Consider the following 17757-nt stretch of genomic DNA (forward strand, 5'->3'; position numbering starts at 1 on the left):
GTTCTGAGAACGTCCGGCTCTTCCTTTATGTCAGTGTCCCATGCGGGTCGATGACGAATTTTTTGGCTGCGCCTTTGTCAAAGTCGCTGTACCCGTTTGGCGCGTCGTTCAGAGAGATAACGGTTGCGTTGACGGCTTTGGCGATTTGCGCTCTGCCGCTCAGGATCGCTTTCATCAAATTGCGGTTGTATGTCATGGCTGGTGTTTGTCCGGTGACGAAGGTGTGGGCTTTGGCCCAGCCGAGTCCGAAGCGGATTTTTAGTGAGCCTGTTTTGGCGTCTGTATCCTTTGCACCGGGATCTTCAGTCACGTATAAACCCGGAATGCCGAGGCTTCCGCCGACCTGGGTAACGTCCATAATCGAGTTCAAGACAGCGGCCGGCGCTTCTCCTTGATTGCCGTGACCGGATGCTTCAAAGCCGACACAGTCCACTGCGGCGTCAACGGTCGGTTCGCCTAGTATTTGTTCAATTTGCTCGCCGAGGCGGTCGTGTTTTTGCACGTTGACCGTTTCGCAGCCGAAACTTCTCGCCTGTGCCAGCCTGTCTTCGTTCAGATCACCGACAATCACCGTCGAGGCGCCAAGGAGCTGGGCGGAATGGGCGGCGGCTAATCCGACAGGCCCCGCCCCCGCGATATAGACGGTTGAGCCTGTTTGCACGCCTGCTGTGTACGCGCCGTGGAAGCCGGTCGGAAAAATGTCGGATAGCATCGTCAAATCGAGAATCTTTTCTAACGCCTGCTCTTTATCAGGAAATACCAAAAGCTGAAAATCAGCGTACGGCACCATGACGTATTCCGACTGGCCGCCGACCCAACCGCCCATATCGACGTAGCCATAAGCCGATCCCGGCCGTTCGGGATTGACATTCAAGCACACATGCGTCTTCTGCGTTCTGCACATCACACAGCGCCCGCAAGCAATATTGAAAGGAACGGAAACAATGTCGCCTTTTTTGATAAATTCAACATCCCGCCCCGTTTCAATGACCTCCCCGGTGATTTCATGACCAAGCACCAAACCTTCAGGCGCCGTTGTCCGTCCTCTGACCATGTGCTGATCGCTTCCGCAAATGTTGGTTGTAATGACTTTGAGAATAACCCCATGCTCGCATTTTCGGTTCACATTCGCCTTCGGAACGCCGGGCCCGTCCTTTAAGATTAATTCCGGATAACCGATATCCTCCACCGCCACAGTTCCTTTGCCTTTGTACACAACCGCTTTGTTTCCTGTCAACGCCATTCCCCCTATTCATGTGTTTGGACTCTGCGTCCTTGAACATGACTTCGGTTCGGCATGAGTCTTTCCCTTTTTCACGACTGCTTTTTCTGCATCCTGACAACAAAAAATACGCCAAGCCAGCAGCCGATAATGGTTCCGAGAATGTCCAGCCAATCTGCTCTGCCACCGTTTAACAGGAACACAGTAACTGCCGAGATCAAGCAGATGCTGATCGCCTGAAGAATAACCTGTTTGGTGCGCATATGATTCCTCCTTTATCTATATTTATTTTACAATAATTAACACTATTGTTGTTAGAAAAGATGGCTTTAATGTATCAAATAAAGCAACAAAAAAGAGACTTCCTGCAAGTCTCTTTTTCATATTTCCTGAGAAATAATGTGACAATAATAGTCGCTTAAAATCCCTTCATCATCTCAAAATCATACAGTTTTAAATGACTCTTCGGCGTTACAATCTCCTTTACCTTCTCAATCTCTTTTTCCTTCACTTTCTTTCCGGTTTTCAGGCTGTACTGTTCAATCGTTGCAGGCTTGTTGTACGTGTATGTGAAGAAATAGAGGTTGCTGCCTTTTTGGGTCGTTTCTTTGAAATCGGCTTTCATTTTTTCTGGTGAAAGAGTAAAGGCATTGCTTGTTTTTCCTGTCTTTGCATTAATTTTGCACACCCTTCCGAAGCCGTCAATAAAGTACAGATGCCCATCATAAGAGAAAAAGCTTTTTTTGAAGCTGAAAGGCATGGAGCTGTATATTGTTTGTTCGTCGTTTTTGTATGCGGCGATATCGTGCAGTTCTGCTTTACCGCTTTTCTTATTGATCTTGACCATTTGATAAAGATTACGCGCTTTTTGGCCGCGAACCATAAAATACACAGCTTTGTCGTCGATAGCAAGCTGGGATTCGACTGATGCTCCTTCCCGATACTGCCACTCCGTAACCGTACGGTAGAAGAGCTTCTTTTGATCGGCTTGAATCTGGAGAAGCTGATAGCCTTTTGCGTCAGCAGTCGGGACGAGAGCGTAAATGGCGCCATTATGAAAACCGGAGGCTCTGATGTAATAGGGGATGACGTCTTTTTTCCACTCCCCATCCATCTGGCGGTACAGCTCTGAGCGGTACCCGTCTCCCTTTTTGTCATAGCCCGAGTTATAAAGCGTGTAAAAACCCGCCATGTTTTGTAAAAAGCCTGCACTATCGCCTGTATGCTGATAAGCTCTTTTATAAATATGCAGCCCATCTTTGATCGTGAAAATCGTGTTTTTGTCCTCAAGCATCACACTATCGCCGTGAACCTTAGCTGAACCCAGCTCAAGCCCCTTCATCTGAAATGAGGAAAGTGATCGATCACGGCTGGTGAACAGGGCGTAGCTTTTTCCTCCGTCAAGTGCATCTTGATCCGCAGAGGATGAGAAATACAGCAGTGCCTCCTTGTCATCCAGAAAATCGGTGTTTCTGAGATCCTGCTGACTTATAGCTTTATGGCTTTTGAAAGAAGAAACAAAGACAAATAGCGCGATTCCTGCGAGAATCAGAATGGCGATGCTTATCATCCACTTCTTCATATCTTTCTCCTTATTTGATGGTCATAATGGTTGCCGTATAGGATGAGCCGGTGATGTCGCGCGGGTATACGCCTAAGCCTCCGTTGCTGTCTATATCAATGCCGGCTTTCAGCAAAAAGGCGGACCACAGAAGCTTTGAACAATTTTTGGCGCCGTCATGGCCGGTATTTCTGTTATTGACGAAGTTATAGGAGTATGAGTCGCCGACTTTTGAGACCGCCCAGTCGGCGGCAGACGATTTTTGAGATGTGGTGACATTAACTGTCTGCACAAAGGAGTTGTCTTCCACGTCTCTGGCATTGTAAGCGATCTGCCTGACGCCATCGCTCGGGACGGATTCCACAATTTTGTCAGCGGCGGAGTACATGCCGACGTGGCCATGATTATAGTAGGCTGTGTAGGAGTTGGTGTAATAGATATTCCCTTTTGCGCTTGTCGGCAGTTTTTTCGTGCCAGACGAGCCGCCCGTGATGGACATTCCGCTTTCCTTGGCTAGCTTGTCGCCTTCCGATTTATCAGCCATGATTTCTTTATAGAACTGCTTCAGAATAATCTCTTGCTTGACGTGCTGCTGTTTGGCAATTTCGCTGGCGGATTTCATCACTTCTTCCGGTGTTATACCTGGCTGCAGTGCAGCAATTTTTTCTGCATAATTTGCAGGCTTTACGGCTTTGACGGGAGAAACAAATAGGCCGCCACACAATGTAAGCGTTACCAAAAACATCGATACCTTTTTCTTCAACTTCATTCCATCTCCTCTTTTCTTGTGAATGTAGAAAATGTGATTTCCTCACCCACATTATATTAGAGAAATAAGGAAAGTAACTAGGTTATTTACAGAATTTTTAGAAATCATTTACAGGAAACAGTCTGCAAAAAAGGCCTTTCTCAGGCCCTTTTCGTTAAAGCTTCTTGCTCATCACCACGTCTGTTTCTTGAAATCCGGTTCGCTCATATAGCTTTCGTGCCGTCTGATTATGAGCAAAGACGTGGAGGGACAATTTTCGAATCCCCATGCCGCGCGCCTCCTGCTCTAATGCTGCCAAAGCCTGCTTCGCATAGCCCTTGCCGCGGTACGGTTCATACAATCCAAAATCGTAAATAAACGCTTCCTGCTGCGGATGCTCCGGTTCAGCATGCATCCAGAGCCAGCCCACGATGTCTTTTTCATTCAGCATGAGGCTCCATACATGATGGCGGGGTGTTTCCAGCCCTTTTGGAAGGAGATTAGAAAAGGTTTGCTTAGACAAAAGCAATGCATCTTCAGGTTGCCATGTTCCCGCCTTCACCTTTTCTTCCGCATAATGCTTTACTGTGTATGTCAGATATGAATGAAATTCTTCTGTCTGCATAGGCCTCAGCATCATTGCCATATCATCTCTCCTTATCTATTGGCGAATGATAAATCACGAGAGAAAGGAACTCAATTGTCCCCGCAGAAATTGCCGCCATGTTCAACGATGGGTATCTTGCGACCAAGAAATGCTCAGCCTTTATTACATGAATCAGGAGGTGTTTGCGTACTTCTCTTTCTCTTATTGGATCAGCACGAGGAACCTTCTCATATGAATGCTACGCCAGACCTGCTGAAATATGACTTTTTTCTAAGGATTGAAAAACCCCCGCATTCCGCGGGGGTTTTACTTACAGCAATTTTTTCCCTAGCAGGGATTCTACGAGTTCTACTGCTGTTTTTCCTGTTTTATTTTTGTGATCGAGGATCGGGTTCACCTCAACGAATTCAGCTGAGGTAATGATGCCTGCGTCATACAGCATTTCCATAGCCAGATGGCTCTCCCGGTAGCTGATGCCGCCGACGACAGGAGTTCCGACACCCGGTGCGTCGTTCGGATCGAGCCCGTCCAGATCAAGGCTCAGATGGACGCCATCACATGCTGATAAATAATCAAGGGTTTCTTCCATCACCTTTGTCATGCCGAGACGGTCAATTTCGTGCATTGTGTACACCTTCATGCCGCTCTCCTTAATGTACTTGCGCTCCCCTTCATCAAGTGACCGGGCGCCAATGATGACGACGTTTTCCGGTTTGATTTTAGGCGCGTAGCCCTCAAGGTTAACCAGTGACTCGTGGCCGATGCCGAGGCTGATGGCAAGCGGCATACCATGAATATTGCCTGATGGTGATGTTTCAAGTGTATTCAGGTCGCCGTGCGCGTCATACCAGATGACGCCTAGATTATCATAATGCTTCGCCGTACCTGTCAGCGTGCCGATCGCAATGCTGTGGTCGCCGCCCAGAACAAGCGGGAATTTTTTCTCTTCGATGACTTTGTTAACCTTTTGAGCGAGTTTTTCATTTCCTGCCAAAACGGAATTCAGGTTTTTCAGTTCCTCGTCATTGTTGATCTTTTCACGGTTGATCGGAATGTCACCGAGATCTTCAACCGTATACCCCATATCTGACAGTCTCTCAATCAGATGGGCGTACCGAATGGCACTCGGACCCATGTCCACTCCGCGTCGTGCTTGTCCTAAATCCATTGGCATTCCAATAACCGAAATCGTTTTATCCATCTGTGATTCCACCTCAACATATAAGATCATGTTCTATGCAGGTTATAACAAAGATAACTTACGAACAGCGTTTTTACAGCTCTAGCTGACGATTTGTCTGCCGGCGTTTTTTAATAACGATGTGATAAATAATGTAGCAAATGACCATAAACGGTATGCCGCAATACAGCGCGATACGCTGCTCTGGATCAAATGCAAGGCTGATGAGAACAACCGTATTTAACGTCAGGCCAACCAGCGGAAGCACCGGATACAGCGGTGTTTTGAACTTCAAATCTTCTATCTTGCCGCCTTCACGGATATATTTGCGTCTGAACATAATTTGGGAAAGCGAGATCGTAATCCAGCCGACCTGCGCGCTCATGCCCGCCAATGATAATAACACCATATATACGGTTTCAGCCGCTGCCACTTTTGATAGAAGCGACAGGCAGGCCACTGCCATTGTCACGATTAACGCGTTCAGTGGCACACCGCGTTGATTTGTTTTGCCGAGTGCTTTGAAGGCCTGTCCTTCATTGGCCATCGCGTACAGAATACGCGTCGAAGCGTATAAACCTGAATTCGCAACAGATAACAGCGCGATTAAAATGACAAAGTTCATGATATCTGCGGCATACGGGATTCCAATTTGCTCAAATACGACAACAAACGGGCTTTCCACGACTCCAGCCTGTTTCCACGGAATCATGCCTGCAATGACAACGATGGAAAGAACAAAGAAGACAAGCGTTCTCCATACTGTCTGTTTGATCGACCGCGGAATCGTTTTTTCTGGATCTTCACTTTCTCCTGCGGCAACCCCGATCAGCTCGGTCCCCTGAAACGCAAAGTTTACGGTAATCATCGTAATTAGCATTGCCTTTATGCCGTTTGGAAATAACCCATCTTCATAAAAATGTGTCAGAAACGGCGCCTGCTCTCCGCCTTTCAAGTCAATCAAGCCAAACATGGCGGCTCCGCCGAGAATGATAAATAAAAGGATAATCAAAATTTTTATGCCCGAAAACCAGAATTCGGATTCTGCAAAGGCTTTAGAAGTGAGCGCATTTAAAATAAACATCAGTGCTGCAAAGACTAGACACCAAATCCACACATCTACGTGCGGAAACCAGCGTTGCATCAGCTGTCCTGCTGATAAGAATTCAATGGCGCATGTAACTGCCCAGCCGAGCCAGTACAGCCAGCCGAACGCAAACCCGAAAGCCGGGCTGATAAATTTTGTCGCATAGGTCTGGAAGGACCCCGACACAGGAAAGGCGACCGCCAGCTCTCCTAAACAGAGCATGGTCAAAAACATGATAAAGCCGCCCACTAAATAAGACAGAACCGCACCGAGCGGTCCCGCTTGGTTTATGGTAAAGCCGGTTCCAAGGAAGAAGCCGGTTCCGATCACTCCGCCCAATGAAATCATGAACAAATGGCGTGATTTCATTGTCCGCTGGAGCTGATTTCCGTTATCTTGGTTTGTATTCACTTTCTGCACCCCTTCAGCAACTTGTATTGGATCTAAGCTGGAACATCTGCGCGGTGCATATCCCAGTTTGCTGTCCAAAGAGTCTCTATCTATTTAATATAAAATTCAATTCTTCTCATAAAGATACATTATACTAAAATATTGTAGCTGAGCAAACAGGGAGTGCTGATTTTTCTGTTGTAATTTTATACAGACACAGTGAATATCCCGCCACGGTGCGGATTTATGCGTTTTTCAGAACGTGCTTAATTTTCTCTATCGCCCAATCCAAATCCTTTTTAGAAATGGTTAATGGCGGTGCAAAACGAATGACTGTATCATGTGTTTCCTTGCATAAAAGGCCTTCTTCCTTCAAACGCTCACAATACGGGCGGGCGCCTTCCGTCAATTCAACGCCGATAAACAGCCCTCTGCCGCGGACTTCTTTAATAACCGGGTTATCAATGCTCTCAAGCTCTCCTTTAAAGTATTCGCCAAGCTCAAAGGAACGATTCGCCAGCTTTTCATCTTCCAGCACCTCCAATGAAGCGATAGACACTGCACAAGCAAGCGGGTTTCCGCCAAATGTGGAGCCGTGTGAGCCGGGGTTAAACACGCCTAAGATCTCGCGGTCCGCTGCAATGCATGAAATCGGGAACACACCGCCGCCAAGCGCTTTGCCTAAGATATACATATCCGGAACAATGCCGCCCCAGTCACAGGCAAATGTCTTTCCTGTACGTCCAAGACCTGTCTGAATTTCATCGGCAATAAGCAGAACATTCTCTTCCCTACAAATCGCCGCCGCTTCCTGCAAAAACCCTTCAGGCGGAATGACAATGCCTGCCTCCCCTTGAATCGGTTCAAACAAAAATGCCGCTGTATTCGGCGTAATGGCTTGGCGAAGCGCGTCAGCATCGCCGTATGGAATTAATTTGATTCCCGGGAGCATCGGCCCGAACCCTCTTTTATACTCCTCTTCAGAAGAAAGAGATACCGCCAGCATGGTCCGGCCGTGAAAGTTCCCGACACATGCGATGATTTCTGCTTGATTGTCTGCTACGCCCTTCACTTCATAAGCCCAGCGTCTCGCTGCTTTCACCGCAGATTCAACCGCTTCAGCTCCTGTATTCATCGGCAGAATCATCTCTTTACCTGTCAGCTTAGCTGTTTTTTCATAAAATGGTCCCAGCTGATCATTGTGGAATGCGCGTGATGTGAGAGTGATTTTATCAGCTTGATCCTTCAATGCCTGAATGATTTTTGGATGTCTGTGACCTTGGTTTACCGCAGAATAAGCACTCAGCATATCCATATATTCATTGCCTTCCGGGTCCTTTACCCAAGCACCCAGCGCTTCAGAAATGACAATCGGGAGCGGATGATAATTATTAGCTCCGTAATGTGACGTCTGTTCAATCAATTCTTCGGATTTAGATTTAGCTGGCATTTTGAATTCCCCCTTGTTTTCTGTTTTCAACATGTTATCCTGCTTTCCCTTTTGATAAATGCAAGTTCTGTACCAAATCAAAATGGCTTATGTTTTCTACAATTTTCGCGGACGAGGTGCAAAAATATTCCACAAGCGCAAAATTCTTTTGCGTATCCTTTCGATCTTTTTATAAAATAGAGAGAATAGTATGAAAACAATCGAAGGGGGTACACATTCTGGTCAAGGACAGCGAATTCCTCACATTGGTTTTTCAGAGCATTTTGGATGAGATTGATGTTGGCCTGCACGCGGTAGACGAGCACGGCAATACGATCATTTATAACAATAAAATGATGCAGATTGAAGATATGGAGAAGCATGACGTCCTGAATAAAAACCTGATGGATGTGTTTATGTTTTCTAAGCAGCAGGACAGCACGCTTATACAGGCCCTTCAGGAAGGCATAACGACTAAAAATGTGAAGCAAAGCTACTTCAATAATAAAGGACAGGAAATCACGACAATCAATCATACCTATCCTATCGTCAAGGACGGCAACATTAGTGGTGCAGTTGAAATTGCCAAAGATGTAACAAAACTAGAACGGCTGATCAGAGAGAATATGAACAAAAAAGGAAACACGATCTATACCTTTGACAGCATTCTCGGCACCAGCCCAGCCATTCAAGACGTCGTCGAAAATGCGAAGCGGGCAACGCGCACCTCATCATCTGTCCTGCTCGCTGGGGAAACAGGTACAGGAAAAGAGCTTTTTGCACAAAGTATTCATAACGGCAGCGAACGTTCAGACGGCCCGTTTATTTCACAAAACTGCGCGGCACTGCCAGACAGCCTTGTGGAAAGCATTTTGTTCGGAACGAAAAAAGGTGCGTTTACCGGCGCTATGGACCAGCCCGGCCTGTTTGAACAAGCACATGGGGGCACACTGCTGTTAGATGAAATCAACTCTCTGAATTTCAGCCTTCAGGCAAAGCTGCTGCGCGCCCTTCAAGAACGGAAAATCAGGCGCATCGGTTCGACAAAGGATACGCCGATTGACGTACGTATTATCGCCACGATGAGCGAAGATCCGATCGATGCGATTGCGGGTGAACGAATGAGGAAGGACTTGTATTACAGGCTGAGCGTCGTGACCCTGATCATCCCGCCGCTGCGGGAACGCAAAGAAGACATTTTACTGCTCGCATCGGAATTTCTCCAGAAAAACAATCACCTGTTTCAAATGAATGTTGAACACATCAGCGAAGACGTGAAGCAATTTTTCTTATCTTACGACTGGCCGGGAAATATTCGTGAGCTTGAGCATATGATTGAAGGCGCAATGAATTTCATGACGGACGAGCAAACGATGACGGCTTCCCACCTGCCTTATCAATACCGCCTGAAAATTAAGCCGGCAGACATTCCAGAGCTTGAAATACCAAGACACCAGCCAGCCGCGGACTTAAAGGAAAAAATGAAGAACTTCGAAAAATATATGATTGAAAACGTCTTGATAAAACACAGCCATAACATCTCACAAGCTGCCCAGGAGCTTGGCATTAGCAGACAAAGCCTCCAATACCGTCTGAAGAAATTTTCCCGCCCGTCTTCCGAGTAACAATTCTATTTCGGTACAGAAGACATATCTGTCGTTAATGTTCTCAGTGATGATGGCAAGCTCACCAAAATAAAAGGACGTGCAGTGACAGCATGATCTGCTGTTTCACGTGTAACGTATCTTTTGGATTCTTCTTCATAACCGATATAGGATTTTTTCATAAAAAAACAGTCTGGCACAATGCCAGACTGTTTTCGTTAACTTCCTAGTTGGTCTGCGGATGAGAGCTTGATCTCAACGGATTTTTCTTTTCCGCCCCGATAAAATGTCACCTTCACCTTGTCTCCGACTTTTTTCTGATACAGCCGTTTTCGCAGATCAACAATATCATTTACTTTGTATCCGTCAAATTTCGTAATGACATCAAGTTCCTTCAGCCCTGCTTTTCCAGCAGGAGAAAAGGCATCAACACCCATTACAACCGCTCCATTGGTGACGTCCCTAGGAAGCTTCAATGTTTCATCCCAATGATAGCTTGCAATGTCGCTTAGTGATTTCATCTCAATACCAAGGAACGGGCGTTTGACTTTTCCATATTTCTCTAAATCATCTATTACAGGGATCACAAGCTTAGATGGAATCGACAGGCCAATTCCTTCCACCGCCGACTCGGCAATTTTCATTGAATTGATGCCAATGACTTTCCCATCCATATTTAACAAAGCGCCGCCGCTGTTTCCAGGGTTAATGGCCGCATCTGTTTGCAGAACTTCCGCATTCCAGTCAGGCTGTCCATCATCATTTGAATCCACCGGGATCGCTCTCTCCGTACCCGATATGACGCCCTGTGTGACAGAGCCTGCAAACTCAAGGCCTAACGGGTTCCCGATCGCAATAACCGGTTCACCAGATTTCACGTTATCTGAATTTCCAAAGTCGGCGACTGCTTTGATTTTATCGCTTTTCACCCGTAACACAGCGAGGTCCATCAACTGATCGCTGCCGACAAGTTTAGCCGATACACGTGAGCCGTCTTGCAAGCTGATTTCAATTTGTGAAGCACCCGCGATGACATGATGGTTGGTCACGACATAAGCAACGTTGCCATTTTTTTTATAGATGACGCCAGAGCCGCTCCCAGCTTCGCCGCTCTCACCCCAAATATCTGATTTTTGGATGTTCACAACACCGACAACGGCGGGCGACACATCGCTGACAATCTTGGTGACGGCATTGTTGACACTGACATTCACCGTCCGGATTGTCGCCCGGTTATTATTGTTCTGCTGCTGGTCCAAAGCACCCGTATCTAATCCTTCATTTGAAAGATACGGCATGATAAACGCCATTAATATGGCTCCGACAATCACACCAATCAGACTGGAAAGAAAATATCCTTTTTTGCTTCTCTTTGGCTGTTCAGGAGCAGTATGTTCTTCCTCACGTTCGTAATCCACCATATTCCATCCTTTCCAAGAACGTTAATATGGTTATATTGTGGGTTAGAAGCTCCGATAATAGTCATGATTCCTATAGAAAAATTATACAGCACAAAGCGGAGTAGCCTTCTTTGGATCGGTGTCATACAGCTCAAATGTCTCGCCTGTCACAATTCCTTTAGAAGCCAATGTCTGCTGTACAGACATTCTTGCCAGCTCCTTCATGTTGTTGTCCTGGCTCAAATGCGCCAGGTAAATACGTGACGTCTCGTCGCCAATGACATCGGTCATCGCCAGGGCAGCATCTTCATTTGAAACGTGCCCGACATCACTTAAAATCCGCCGCTTAATGCTCCATGGGTATCTTCCCATTTGCAGCATACCGACATCGTGATTGCTTTCAAATACAAACACATTCGCTGAGCGGATAATGCCTTTCATCCGGTCGCTGACATACCCTGTGTCAGTCATTAATGCGAGCTTTCGGCCGTTATGATGGAACACATAAAACATTGGCTCCGCCGCGTCATGGGAAACACCAAACGACTCGACATCAAGTCCGTTGAACGACTTCACCGTCTCCATCGGAAACTCAAATTTTTGATCTGTGTCTATTTTGCCGATCTGATTCTCCATCGCTTTCCATGTCTTCTCATTCGCATAGATTGGAAGCTTGTACTTTCTGGCGACCACACCGAGGCCCTTAATATGGTCACTATGCTCATGCGTCACAAAAATGCCGTCTACATTATCCAGCTTACGCCCGATTTGCGCCATTAATCCATCCATGGCTTTCCCGCTCAAACCAGCGTCCACCAAAAATGCGTGGTCCTCTGTTTCAAGGTAAAACGCATTTCCCGTACTCCCGCTCGCAAGTACGCTAAATTGCAAGCTCATGTTTGTCTCACTCCATTATTTTTATTGATCTGTATCTAAAATCGTACTCTCCAAAGCATTCACAGTAAAATGCTCCTGCACTGTCTTTTTCTCGCCGTTCACTTTTTTATCGTACTCGACCGTAATTCTCCATACCGGTGCCAGCACCTGCGTACTTGTCAGCGGATATTGTGCTACGTAGCCGAATTTACAGCTCTTCACAATGCTGTATTCTTTTAATTGATTTTGATAGTACAATAGCTCAACCGCATCCATTTCAGTGATTAAGCTTTCTTTCTGAATTTGCTTGAATGTCTCAAGTGTTGTCTGGTCGTACGACACAACCTCGTTTTTGCCGTTTAAGTGCAGCACCACTTGCCCGATCATATTAGAGGAATTGTCGGTCTGCTGATAAATATAATGGTCTTCATATGTTTGGAAGAAAATAATTTCTTTCTTCGATTTATCAACCTTCCAGAACTTATATTTATCACCGTCTTGGATTTTCGAGGAAACAAGTGCCTGAGAATCATCCTCGATATTTTTCTTTGAAAGGGCGATTGGATCCGTAAACTTCATTTTCAAGGTCGTTACTTTACGATCATCACTAGGCATCTCCATCAAAGGCTTTTGATCCTTCAGCTCCTCGATTTCCTCCTTCGTAAAGGCTTTTTGATTTGCTGTGATCCTGTAGCCTTCTGTTGCTTCCTTATTCAAGCCTTCGTATATGATATGGTCAGCCTTCATGTCATGCTCGACATCATTTTTAATGACTTCATATTCTTTGCTGGTAGCCTGCCACTTTTGGAAAAACTGATAGCCTAAGAAAATATCTAAAATGAGGAAGGCAACGATGAAGATTGATTTGGTCTTATTCCACTCCACTGTCTGCCCCCTCCTTCAGTAATGAATCCCTTGTAACCGGCACAATTTTTCCATTTATTTTCATCGCCCAAACCGGCTCCAGTTCAACGAGAGGATCATCGTTGGTTGATGTTGATACCAATTGATAAGCAAGGAAAATCTGATCAATTTTGTCCGTGTCATATTTGGTTTGTTTAGAAAGCAGCGTCTGCACTTCTCTGCCGCTCATCAGCTCTGTCTCACTTGTTTTGATCGGATTCGTTCCGAGGCTGTAATTCGGCCGCTTATAGCTGAGAATGTCATCATTCGCCCATTGAAGCGTAATTGCCGATGTCGCTCCGAATGGCTTGGCTTTGCTGTTAATGACTGGCATCTGATCCATAAAGATATAGAGGCTTAGCTGCTGGCTGTCATCGATATTGAAAAATTGATAATGATCTGTCCAGCTTCCGGTATCCTCAAGGTATTTTTGGCTCTTTTTGATTAATTCACCTGTTTGATACGATGAGCTCTGGACTAAATTGCGCTGCTGGAATTGCACCTGACGCTGGCTCAAATTCACATCTAAACGGCTGATCCCATCTGTCAGCACATTTCTGTTGTTGTAATTCGAATCTTCCCTTACAATGCTCGGATCACTGAACAGAGCCTGTTTAAAGGTATTTGTTTTAATCGATTCTGTGACAAATTCTTTTTTGTCCATCGTAAGCGTTTTGTTTGGCAGCAGGAACTCTTTCTTTGAACCGATGGAGAACAAACTGAACGCCGGCATGTTTGATTGCCTGTTTTTTAAGTCATTCATAATGTTCCGGTAGTTTGCCGATTCAACGGTCACTTCCAGAATGAGCTGCTTGCTGAAAGATACCAAATAGATTTTCTTGTTCGCTTTTGTCTCATTGAACGGAATCAAAATATGATCAAACGAACTGTATTCAAACGACTGATTCGACCATTTAAACAGCGTTTGGAAAATATCAATCGGAATCGTGTCATTGAATTGCAAATCAAGCTTCGCTTTCGAACCTCCTATTGCATAAAACCAGCTCTTGAATCCGATCTTGTCATATTGATCAGAAATATCTTTAATTCCTTTTACATCCCAATGCGGCAAGTCAGACCAGACTTCTTCATAAAGGTCTTCATCCACCTTATAATGAGCGCCGTCATCATGGATAAACATCTCCCTCGGCCTTACTGTTTCAGACAGTTTTTGGGTCGTTTTTTCGATTTTATGTTTCTCACGCACAGTAGACTCTGCTGATGATGAGCTTTCAGAAAAGTTTGGCTGGAACGTCCATATCCCCCATGTAAACACAAGACTGATGATGACGAGCACCGAAAGTAATATCGTTTTTATATTTTCACGCTTCATCCCAATCATCCTCTTGTTCCTCTTTATATGGAAGAGTAAATGTAATCGTCGTACCTTTTCCTTCTATGCTGTCCGCCCAAATATCTCCGCCGTGCGCCTGAACCATTTCCCGGGCAATTGCCAATCCCAAGCCGGTTCCGCCGAGCTTTCTCGTTCTCGCTTTATCAACCCTGTAAAAGCGGTCAAAGACTTTTTCAACATCTTTTTTCGGAATTCCGATCCCTTCATCCTTCACGCTGATATAGAGAAGTTCTTCCTCTTCATTGGCATCAATGGAAAACGTGACATGCCCGCCTTCCGGTGAGTATTTTAAAGCGTTGGAAATAATATTATCGAGTACCTGCGTAATTTTATCCTGGTCAATCTCGACATACAGCTCTCTGTCAGGCAGATTTCGGATAAATTCCACATGCTGTTCTTTTGTCATTTCAAATCGGTCAATAATGAGCGACATAAACCGGACAATCTGAATCCATTCCCGGTTAAATTGATAATCCTTACTGTCAAATTTGGAAAGCTGAAGCAAGTCATTGACAAGCCGGATCATACGCTCTGTTTCATTTTGTGTCACCATTAAGAAACGCGGAGCAATGTCTTTATTTTCCCACGCGCCTTCAGCTAACGCCTCTAAATAACTGCGCATTGTCGTGAGCGGCGTCCGCAGCTCGTGTGATACGTTCGCCACGAATTCTCTGCGCTCCTGATCCATTTTCTCTTGCTCAGTTACATCGTAAATGACAGCGATTAACCCATCGATTTTGCCATGTTCCCTTTGAATCACAGAAAAATTTACGCGAAGCACAGTTAATTGGTCATCACGTTCAATTTCCAGCAGCATGGAATCCTGCTGCTCGACTAAATCTTCAAATGTATAATTCTCTTGAATCCCCAGTAAGCTCGTAATCGGCATTTCTAAGGCTGTTTCACGTGAAACGTTCAACAGCTCCAGTGCCGGGCTGTTTAAGAGAATAATCGCTCCATTTCGGTTTGTGGCGATCACGCCGTCTGTCATATAAGCAATAACAGAAGCAAGCTTTCTGCGCTCTCCTTCCGTCATCGCCTGGGCATCTTCAAGCTCTCTCGTTAAGTGGTTAAACGTGGTGGCGAGCTGCCCAATTTCATCATGCCCGTACTTTTTAACCTTCCTCGAGAAATTCCCTTTCGCAAGCTCCATCGCCTGCTTTCTCATATCTGAAAGCGGATGGGTAATGGTTCTTGCCAGAAAAATTCCGAGAAGAGCTGTCAAAACAAGTGCCAAACCTGTGCCGGATGCCAAAATTGTGTTGATCGTCTTCATTTGATTGAAGACATCCTCCATACTCGCCACAACATAGATCGCGCCGACAACCTCTTGGTTTTCAGTCATGACAGGCTTAGCAGAAATAAGAACTCTGATTTTGCTTTTCGGATCATAGTATTTTCTTAAATACGACTGTTTGGTAGAAAAAATTCTTTTGAAGATCAGATCGGTCGTTTGTTTTCCTGCCACTTCCTCGCCATACGGCTTTGAAGAACCAACCACTTCATAGCTCTTATCTACAAAGCTAATTTCCCGAACCTCATCACTTTTCGTGAAGTCATTCAAAATACGGCTGACGTCATCCTTGATGACGGTGCTGTCGTTATCGCTTTTATATTCTTGTTCGATATAGTAAGAAAGGTTGTCGATTCGCTGATTAAGCGATTGTTCATAGGAGTTAATCAGCGATTTCTCTACCTGATTGACAAAATACACACCAATGATTTGCATGGCAATGATAATCAAAAGCACATAAATCAAGGTAATCTTAAATTGGATCGAGCGAAAAAAACCAACCTTATTCATATGGGCATTAGTCCTGTTCTGGGTTTCTCAAGTAATAACCTACACCGCGGCGTGTGACAATCCAATTTGGATGGCTCGGATTGTCCTCGATTTTTTCGCGAAGCCGGCGGACTGTTACGTCAACCGTTCTGACATCTCCGAAATAATCATAGCCCCAAACGGTTTGAAGTAAATGTTCGCGGGTCATCACTTGTCCGATATGTTTTGCTAGATAATGAAGCAATTCGAACTCACGATGAGTCAGTTCAATTGTTTCCTCTCGTTTTGACACAACATATGCGTCAGGGAAAATGACGAGAGAGCCGATATGAATCTCATTTGAGGATGGCTCTTCCTCCGCAGGCGCTGTTGTCAGCTGGCGGCGCAGGTTCGCTTTTACACGGGCCAGAAGCTCGCGTGTGCTGAATGGTTTTGTGACATAATCATCCGCTCCGATTTCGAGCCCGATGACCTTGTCAATTTCTGAATCCTTCGCCGTCAGCATAATGATCGGCATATCGTATTTCTTTCTGACTTCACGGCACACTTCAACGCCGTCTTTATTAGGAAGCATAATATCTAAAAGAATTAAATCGGGCTGAAGCTCTTCTGCCATTTCAACGGCTTCATTTCCGTCGTAAGCACAATGCACTTCATAACCTTCTTTTCTTAAGTTAAATTCCAATATATCTGCAATCGGTTTTTCATCATCTACTACAAGGATCTTTTTATCCATCATTTTGATTTTCCTCCTGCCGAATAACTTCGTTTCATCTATATAACATTCATTTCATCACTTATGCCCCATGCAAACAATGGGTCCTTGTCTATTATAACGGTTTAAGGTCAAAAGATAAAAAAAATAAAGGTTTAGAAAAAAACACAAGTTTCACCTTTATCTGTCTTTTGTTTATCTGTTGTCATACTGGTCAACTTTTTTTAAAATAGATAACTTTACTGAAACCTCCCCTCACCGGAGTGCGTCTTTATCAATGACGTCTTCTTCTTTGAACCGGCCGCAGGGCCGGTTCTCCCTTTTTCTTCTATTATAACACTCCTCATGTTTGCCTTTTTCCTAAAAGAAAAAACGCACCTACGATTGCAGATGCGTTTGGTAAGTGGCTCGGGACGGAATCGAACCGCCGACACACGGATTTTCAGTCCGTTGCTCTACCAACTGAGCTACCGAGCCAAATATTTATTTTTCTCTACGAAGTAAAGTAAAATGGCGGTCCGGACGGGACTCGAACCCGCGACCTCCTGCGTGACAGGCAGGCATTCTAACCAACTGAACTACCGGACCCTTACAGTAATTTGCCTGGAGAGCTGTCGTGTCAGCCCTCGCAGACAAATAAGGAATTTAGCAATAACGCTAAAGTAAATCAATGACCCGTACGGGATTCGAACCCGTGTTACCGCCGTGAAAGGGCGGTGTCTTAACCGCTTGACCAACGGGCCTTCACGAAATGGTGAGCCATGAAGGACTCGAACCTTCGACCCTCTGATTAAAAGTCAGATGCTCTACCAACTGAGCTAATGGCTCTTAAGATGTCGGAATTTCATAGAGCAAACAACTCGAATTACGTTCTCATCTTGTACTCTATTAAAGCAGT

The 17757-nt window shown here is 45.3% G+C and carries 15 protein-coding genes and 4 tRNA genes; 1 reads left to right on the forward strand and 18 read right to left on the reverse strand.

The annotated features are described in order from the left end of the window. Positions 1-25: 25 nt before the first annotated feature. The 8 genes from fdhA to rocD all read right to left on the reverse strand — a co-directional run bounded on the left by fdhA (position 26) and on the right by rocD (position 8245). Positions 26-1252: a formaldehyde dehydrogenase, glutathione-independent gene (fdhA, locus tag AAGG74_RS14065; RefSeq protein WP_429675913.1), complete on the reverse strand. Its 1227-nt coding sequence runs from the start codon at positions 1250-1252 to the stop codon at positions 26-28. Between the two features lie 62 nt (positions 1253-1314). Further along, positions 1315-1485: a hypothetical protein gene (locus AAGG74_RS14070; RefSeq protein WP_202923599.1), complete on the reverse strand. Its 171-nt coding sequence runs from the start codon at positions 1483-1485 to the stop codon at positions 1315-1317. A 155-nt stretch (positions 1486-1640) separates the two neighbouring features. Further along, positions 1641-2804, reverse strand: a complete 1164-nt coding sequence (locus AAGG74_RS14075; protein ID WP_429675870.1) for a hypothetical protein — start codon at positions 2802-2804, stop codon at positions 1641-1643. A gap of 10 nt (positions 2805-2814) precedes the next feature. Further along, positions 2815-3552: a YiiX/YebB-like N1pC/P60 family cysteine hydrolase gene (locus AAGG74_RS14080; RefSeq protein WP_429675871.1), complete on the reverse strand. Its 738-nt coding sequence runs from the start codon at positions 3550-3552 to the stop codon at positions 2815-2817. Between the two features lie 154 nt (positions 3553-3706). Beyond that, positions 3707-4177: a GNAT family N-acetyltransferase gene (locus AAGG74_RS14085; protein ID WP_429675872.1), complete on the reverse strand. Its 471-nt coding sequence runs from the start codon at positions 4175-4177 to the stop codon at positions 3707-3709. A gap of 271 nt (positions 4178-4448) precedes the next feature. Beyond that, positions 4449-5339 (reverse strand): arginase, encoded by an 891-nt coding sequence (gene rocF / locus AAGG74_RS14090; RefSeq protein ID WP_162102878.1) that lies wholly within the window; start codon positions 5337-5339, stop codon positions 4449-4451. Positions 5340-5412: 73 nt separating this feature from the next. Continuing rightward, entirely contained in the window at positions 5413-6816 is a 1404-nt protein-coding gene (locus AAGG74_RS14095; RefSeq protein WP_429675873.1) for an amino acid permease, read from the reverse strand. A 223-nt stretch (positions 6817-7039) separates the two neighbouring features. After that, a complete protein-coding gene (rocD, locus tag AAGG74_RS14100; protein WP_429675874.1) occupies positions 7040-8245 on the reverse strand; it encodes an ornithine aminotransferase in 1206 nt (401 codons plus the stop codon). A gap of 218 nt (positions 8246-8463) precedes the next feature. Here rocD and AAGG74_RS14105 point away from each other — a divergent pair, with 218 nt between their 5' ends. Continuing rightward, positions 8464-9849 carry a sigma-54 interaction domain-containing protein gene (locus tag AAGG74_RS14105; protein ID WP_429675914.1) on the forward strand — a complete coding sequence of 462 codons (1386 nt, stop codon included), beginning with the start codon at positions 8464-8466 and terminating at the stop codon, positions 9847-9849. A gap of 197 nt (positions 9850-10046) precedes the next feature. Here the strand turns inward: AAGG74_RS14105 and htrC are convergent, their stop codons facing one another. The 10 genes from htrC to AAGG74_RS14155 all read right to left on the reverse strand — a co-directional run bounded on the left by htrC (position 10047) and on the right by AAGG74_RS14155 (position 17687). Continuing rightward, positions 10047-11249, reverse strand: coding sequence for a serine protease HtrC (gene htrC / locus AAGG74_RS14110; RefSeq protein WP_429675875.1), 1203 nt, complete (start codon positions 11247-11249; stop codon positions 10047-10049). A gap of 81 nt (positions 11250-11330) precedes the next feature. Continuing rightward, a complete protein-coding gene (locus AAGG74_RS14115; RefSeq protein WP_429675876.1) occupies positions 11331-12125 on the reverse strand; it encodes an MBL fold metallo-hydrolase in 795 nt (264 codons plus the stop codon). A gap of 21 nt (positions 12126-12146) precedes the next feature. Next, entirely contained in the window at positions 12147-12989 is an 843-nt protein-coding gene (locus tag AAGG74_RS14120; RefSeq protein WP_429675877.1) for a two-component system regulatory protein YycI, read from the reverse strand. Next, positions 12976-14340, reverse strand: a complete 1365-nt coding sequence (gene yycH, locus AAGG74_RS14125; RefSeq protein ID WP_429675878.1) for a two-component system activity regulator YycH — start codon at positions 14338-14340, stop codon at positions 12976-12978. Before yycH ends, AAGG74_RS14120 begins: the two co-directional genes overlap by 14 nt. Next, a complete protein-coding gene (gene walK / locus AAGG74_RS14130; protein WP_162102871.1) occupies positions 14330-16165 on the reverse strand; it encodes a cell wall metabolism sensor histidine kinase WalK in 1836 nt (611 codons plus the stop codon). The genes yycH and walK overlap by 11 nt, the downstream gene beginning before the upstream one ends. A gap of 7 nt (positions 16166-16172) precedes the next feature. Further along, the gene (gene walR / locus AAGG74_RS14135) at positions 16173-16880 is read right to left on the reverse strand and encodes a cell wall metabolism DNA-binding response regulator WalR (protein WP_162102888.1); all 708 of its coding nucleotides are present in this window, start codon (positions 16878-16880) and stop codon (positions 16173-16175) included. 383 nt (positions 16881-17263) lie between these two features. Next, positions 17264-17336 (reverse strand) — tRNA-Phe (locus AAGG74_RS14140). A gap of 34 nt (positions 17337-17370) precedes the next feature. After that, positions 17371-17447: transfer RNA gene (locus AAGG74_RS14145), tRNA-Asp, on the reverse strand. A gap of 83 nt (positions 17448-17530) precedes the next feature. Then, positions 17531-17602, reverse strand: a tRNA-Glu gene (locus tag AAGG74_RS14150). 9 nt (positions 17603-17611) lie between these two features. Beyond that, positions 17612-17687 (reverse strand) — tRNA-Lys (locus AAGG74_RS14155). Between the last annotated feature and the right edge of the window lie 70 nt (positions 17688-17757).

Origin of the sequence: Bacillus mexicanus, from assembly GCF_050445615.1 — a bacterium.
Lineage (GTDB): Bacteria > Bacillota > Bacilli > Bacillales > Bacillaceae > Bacillus > Bacillus mexicanus.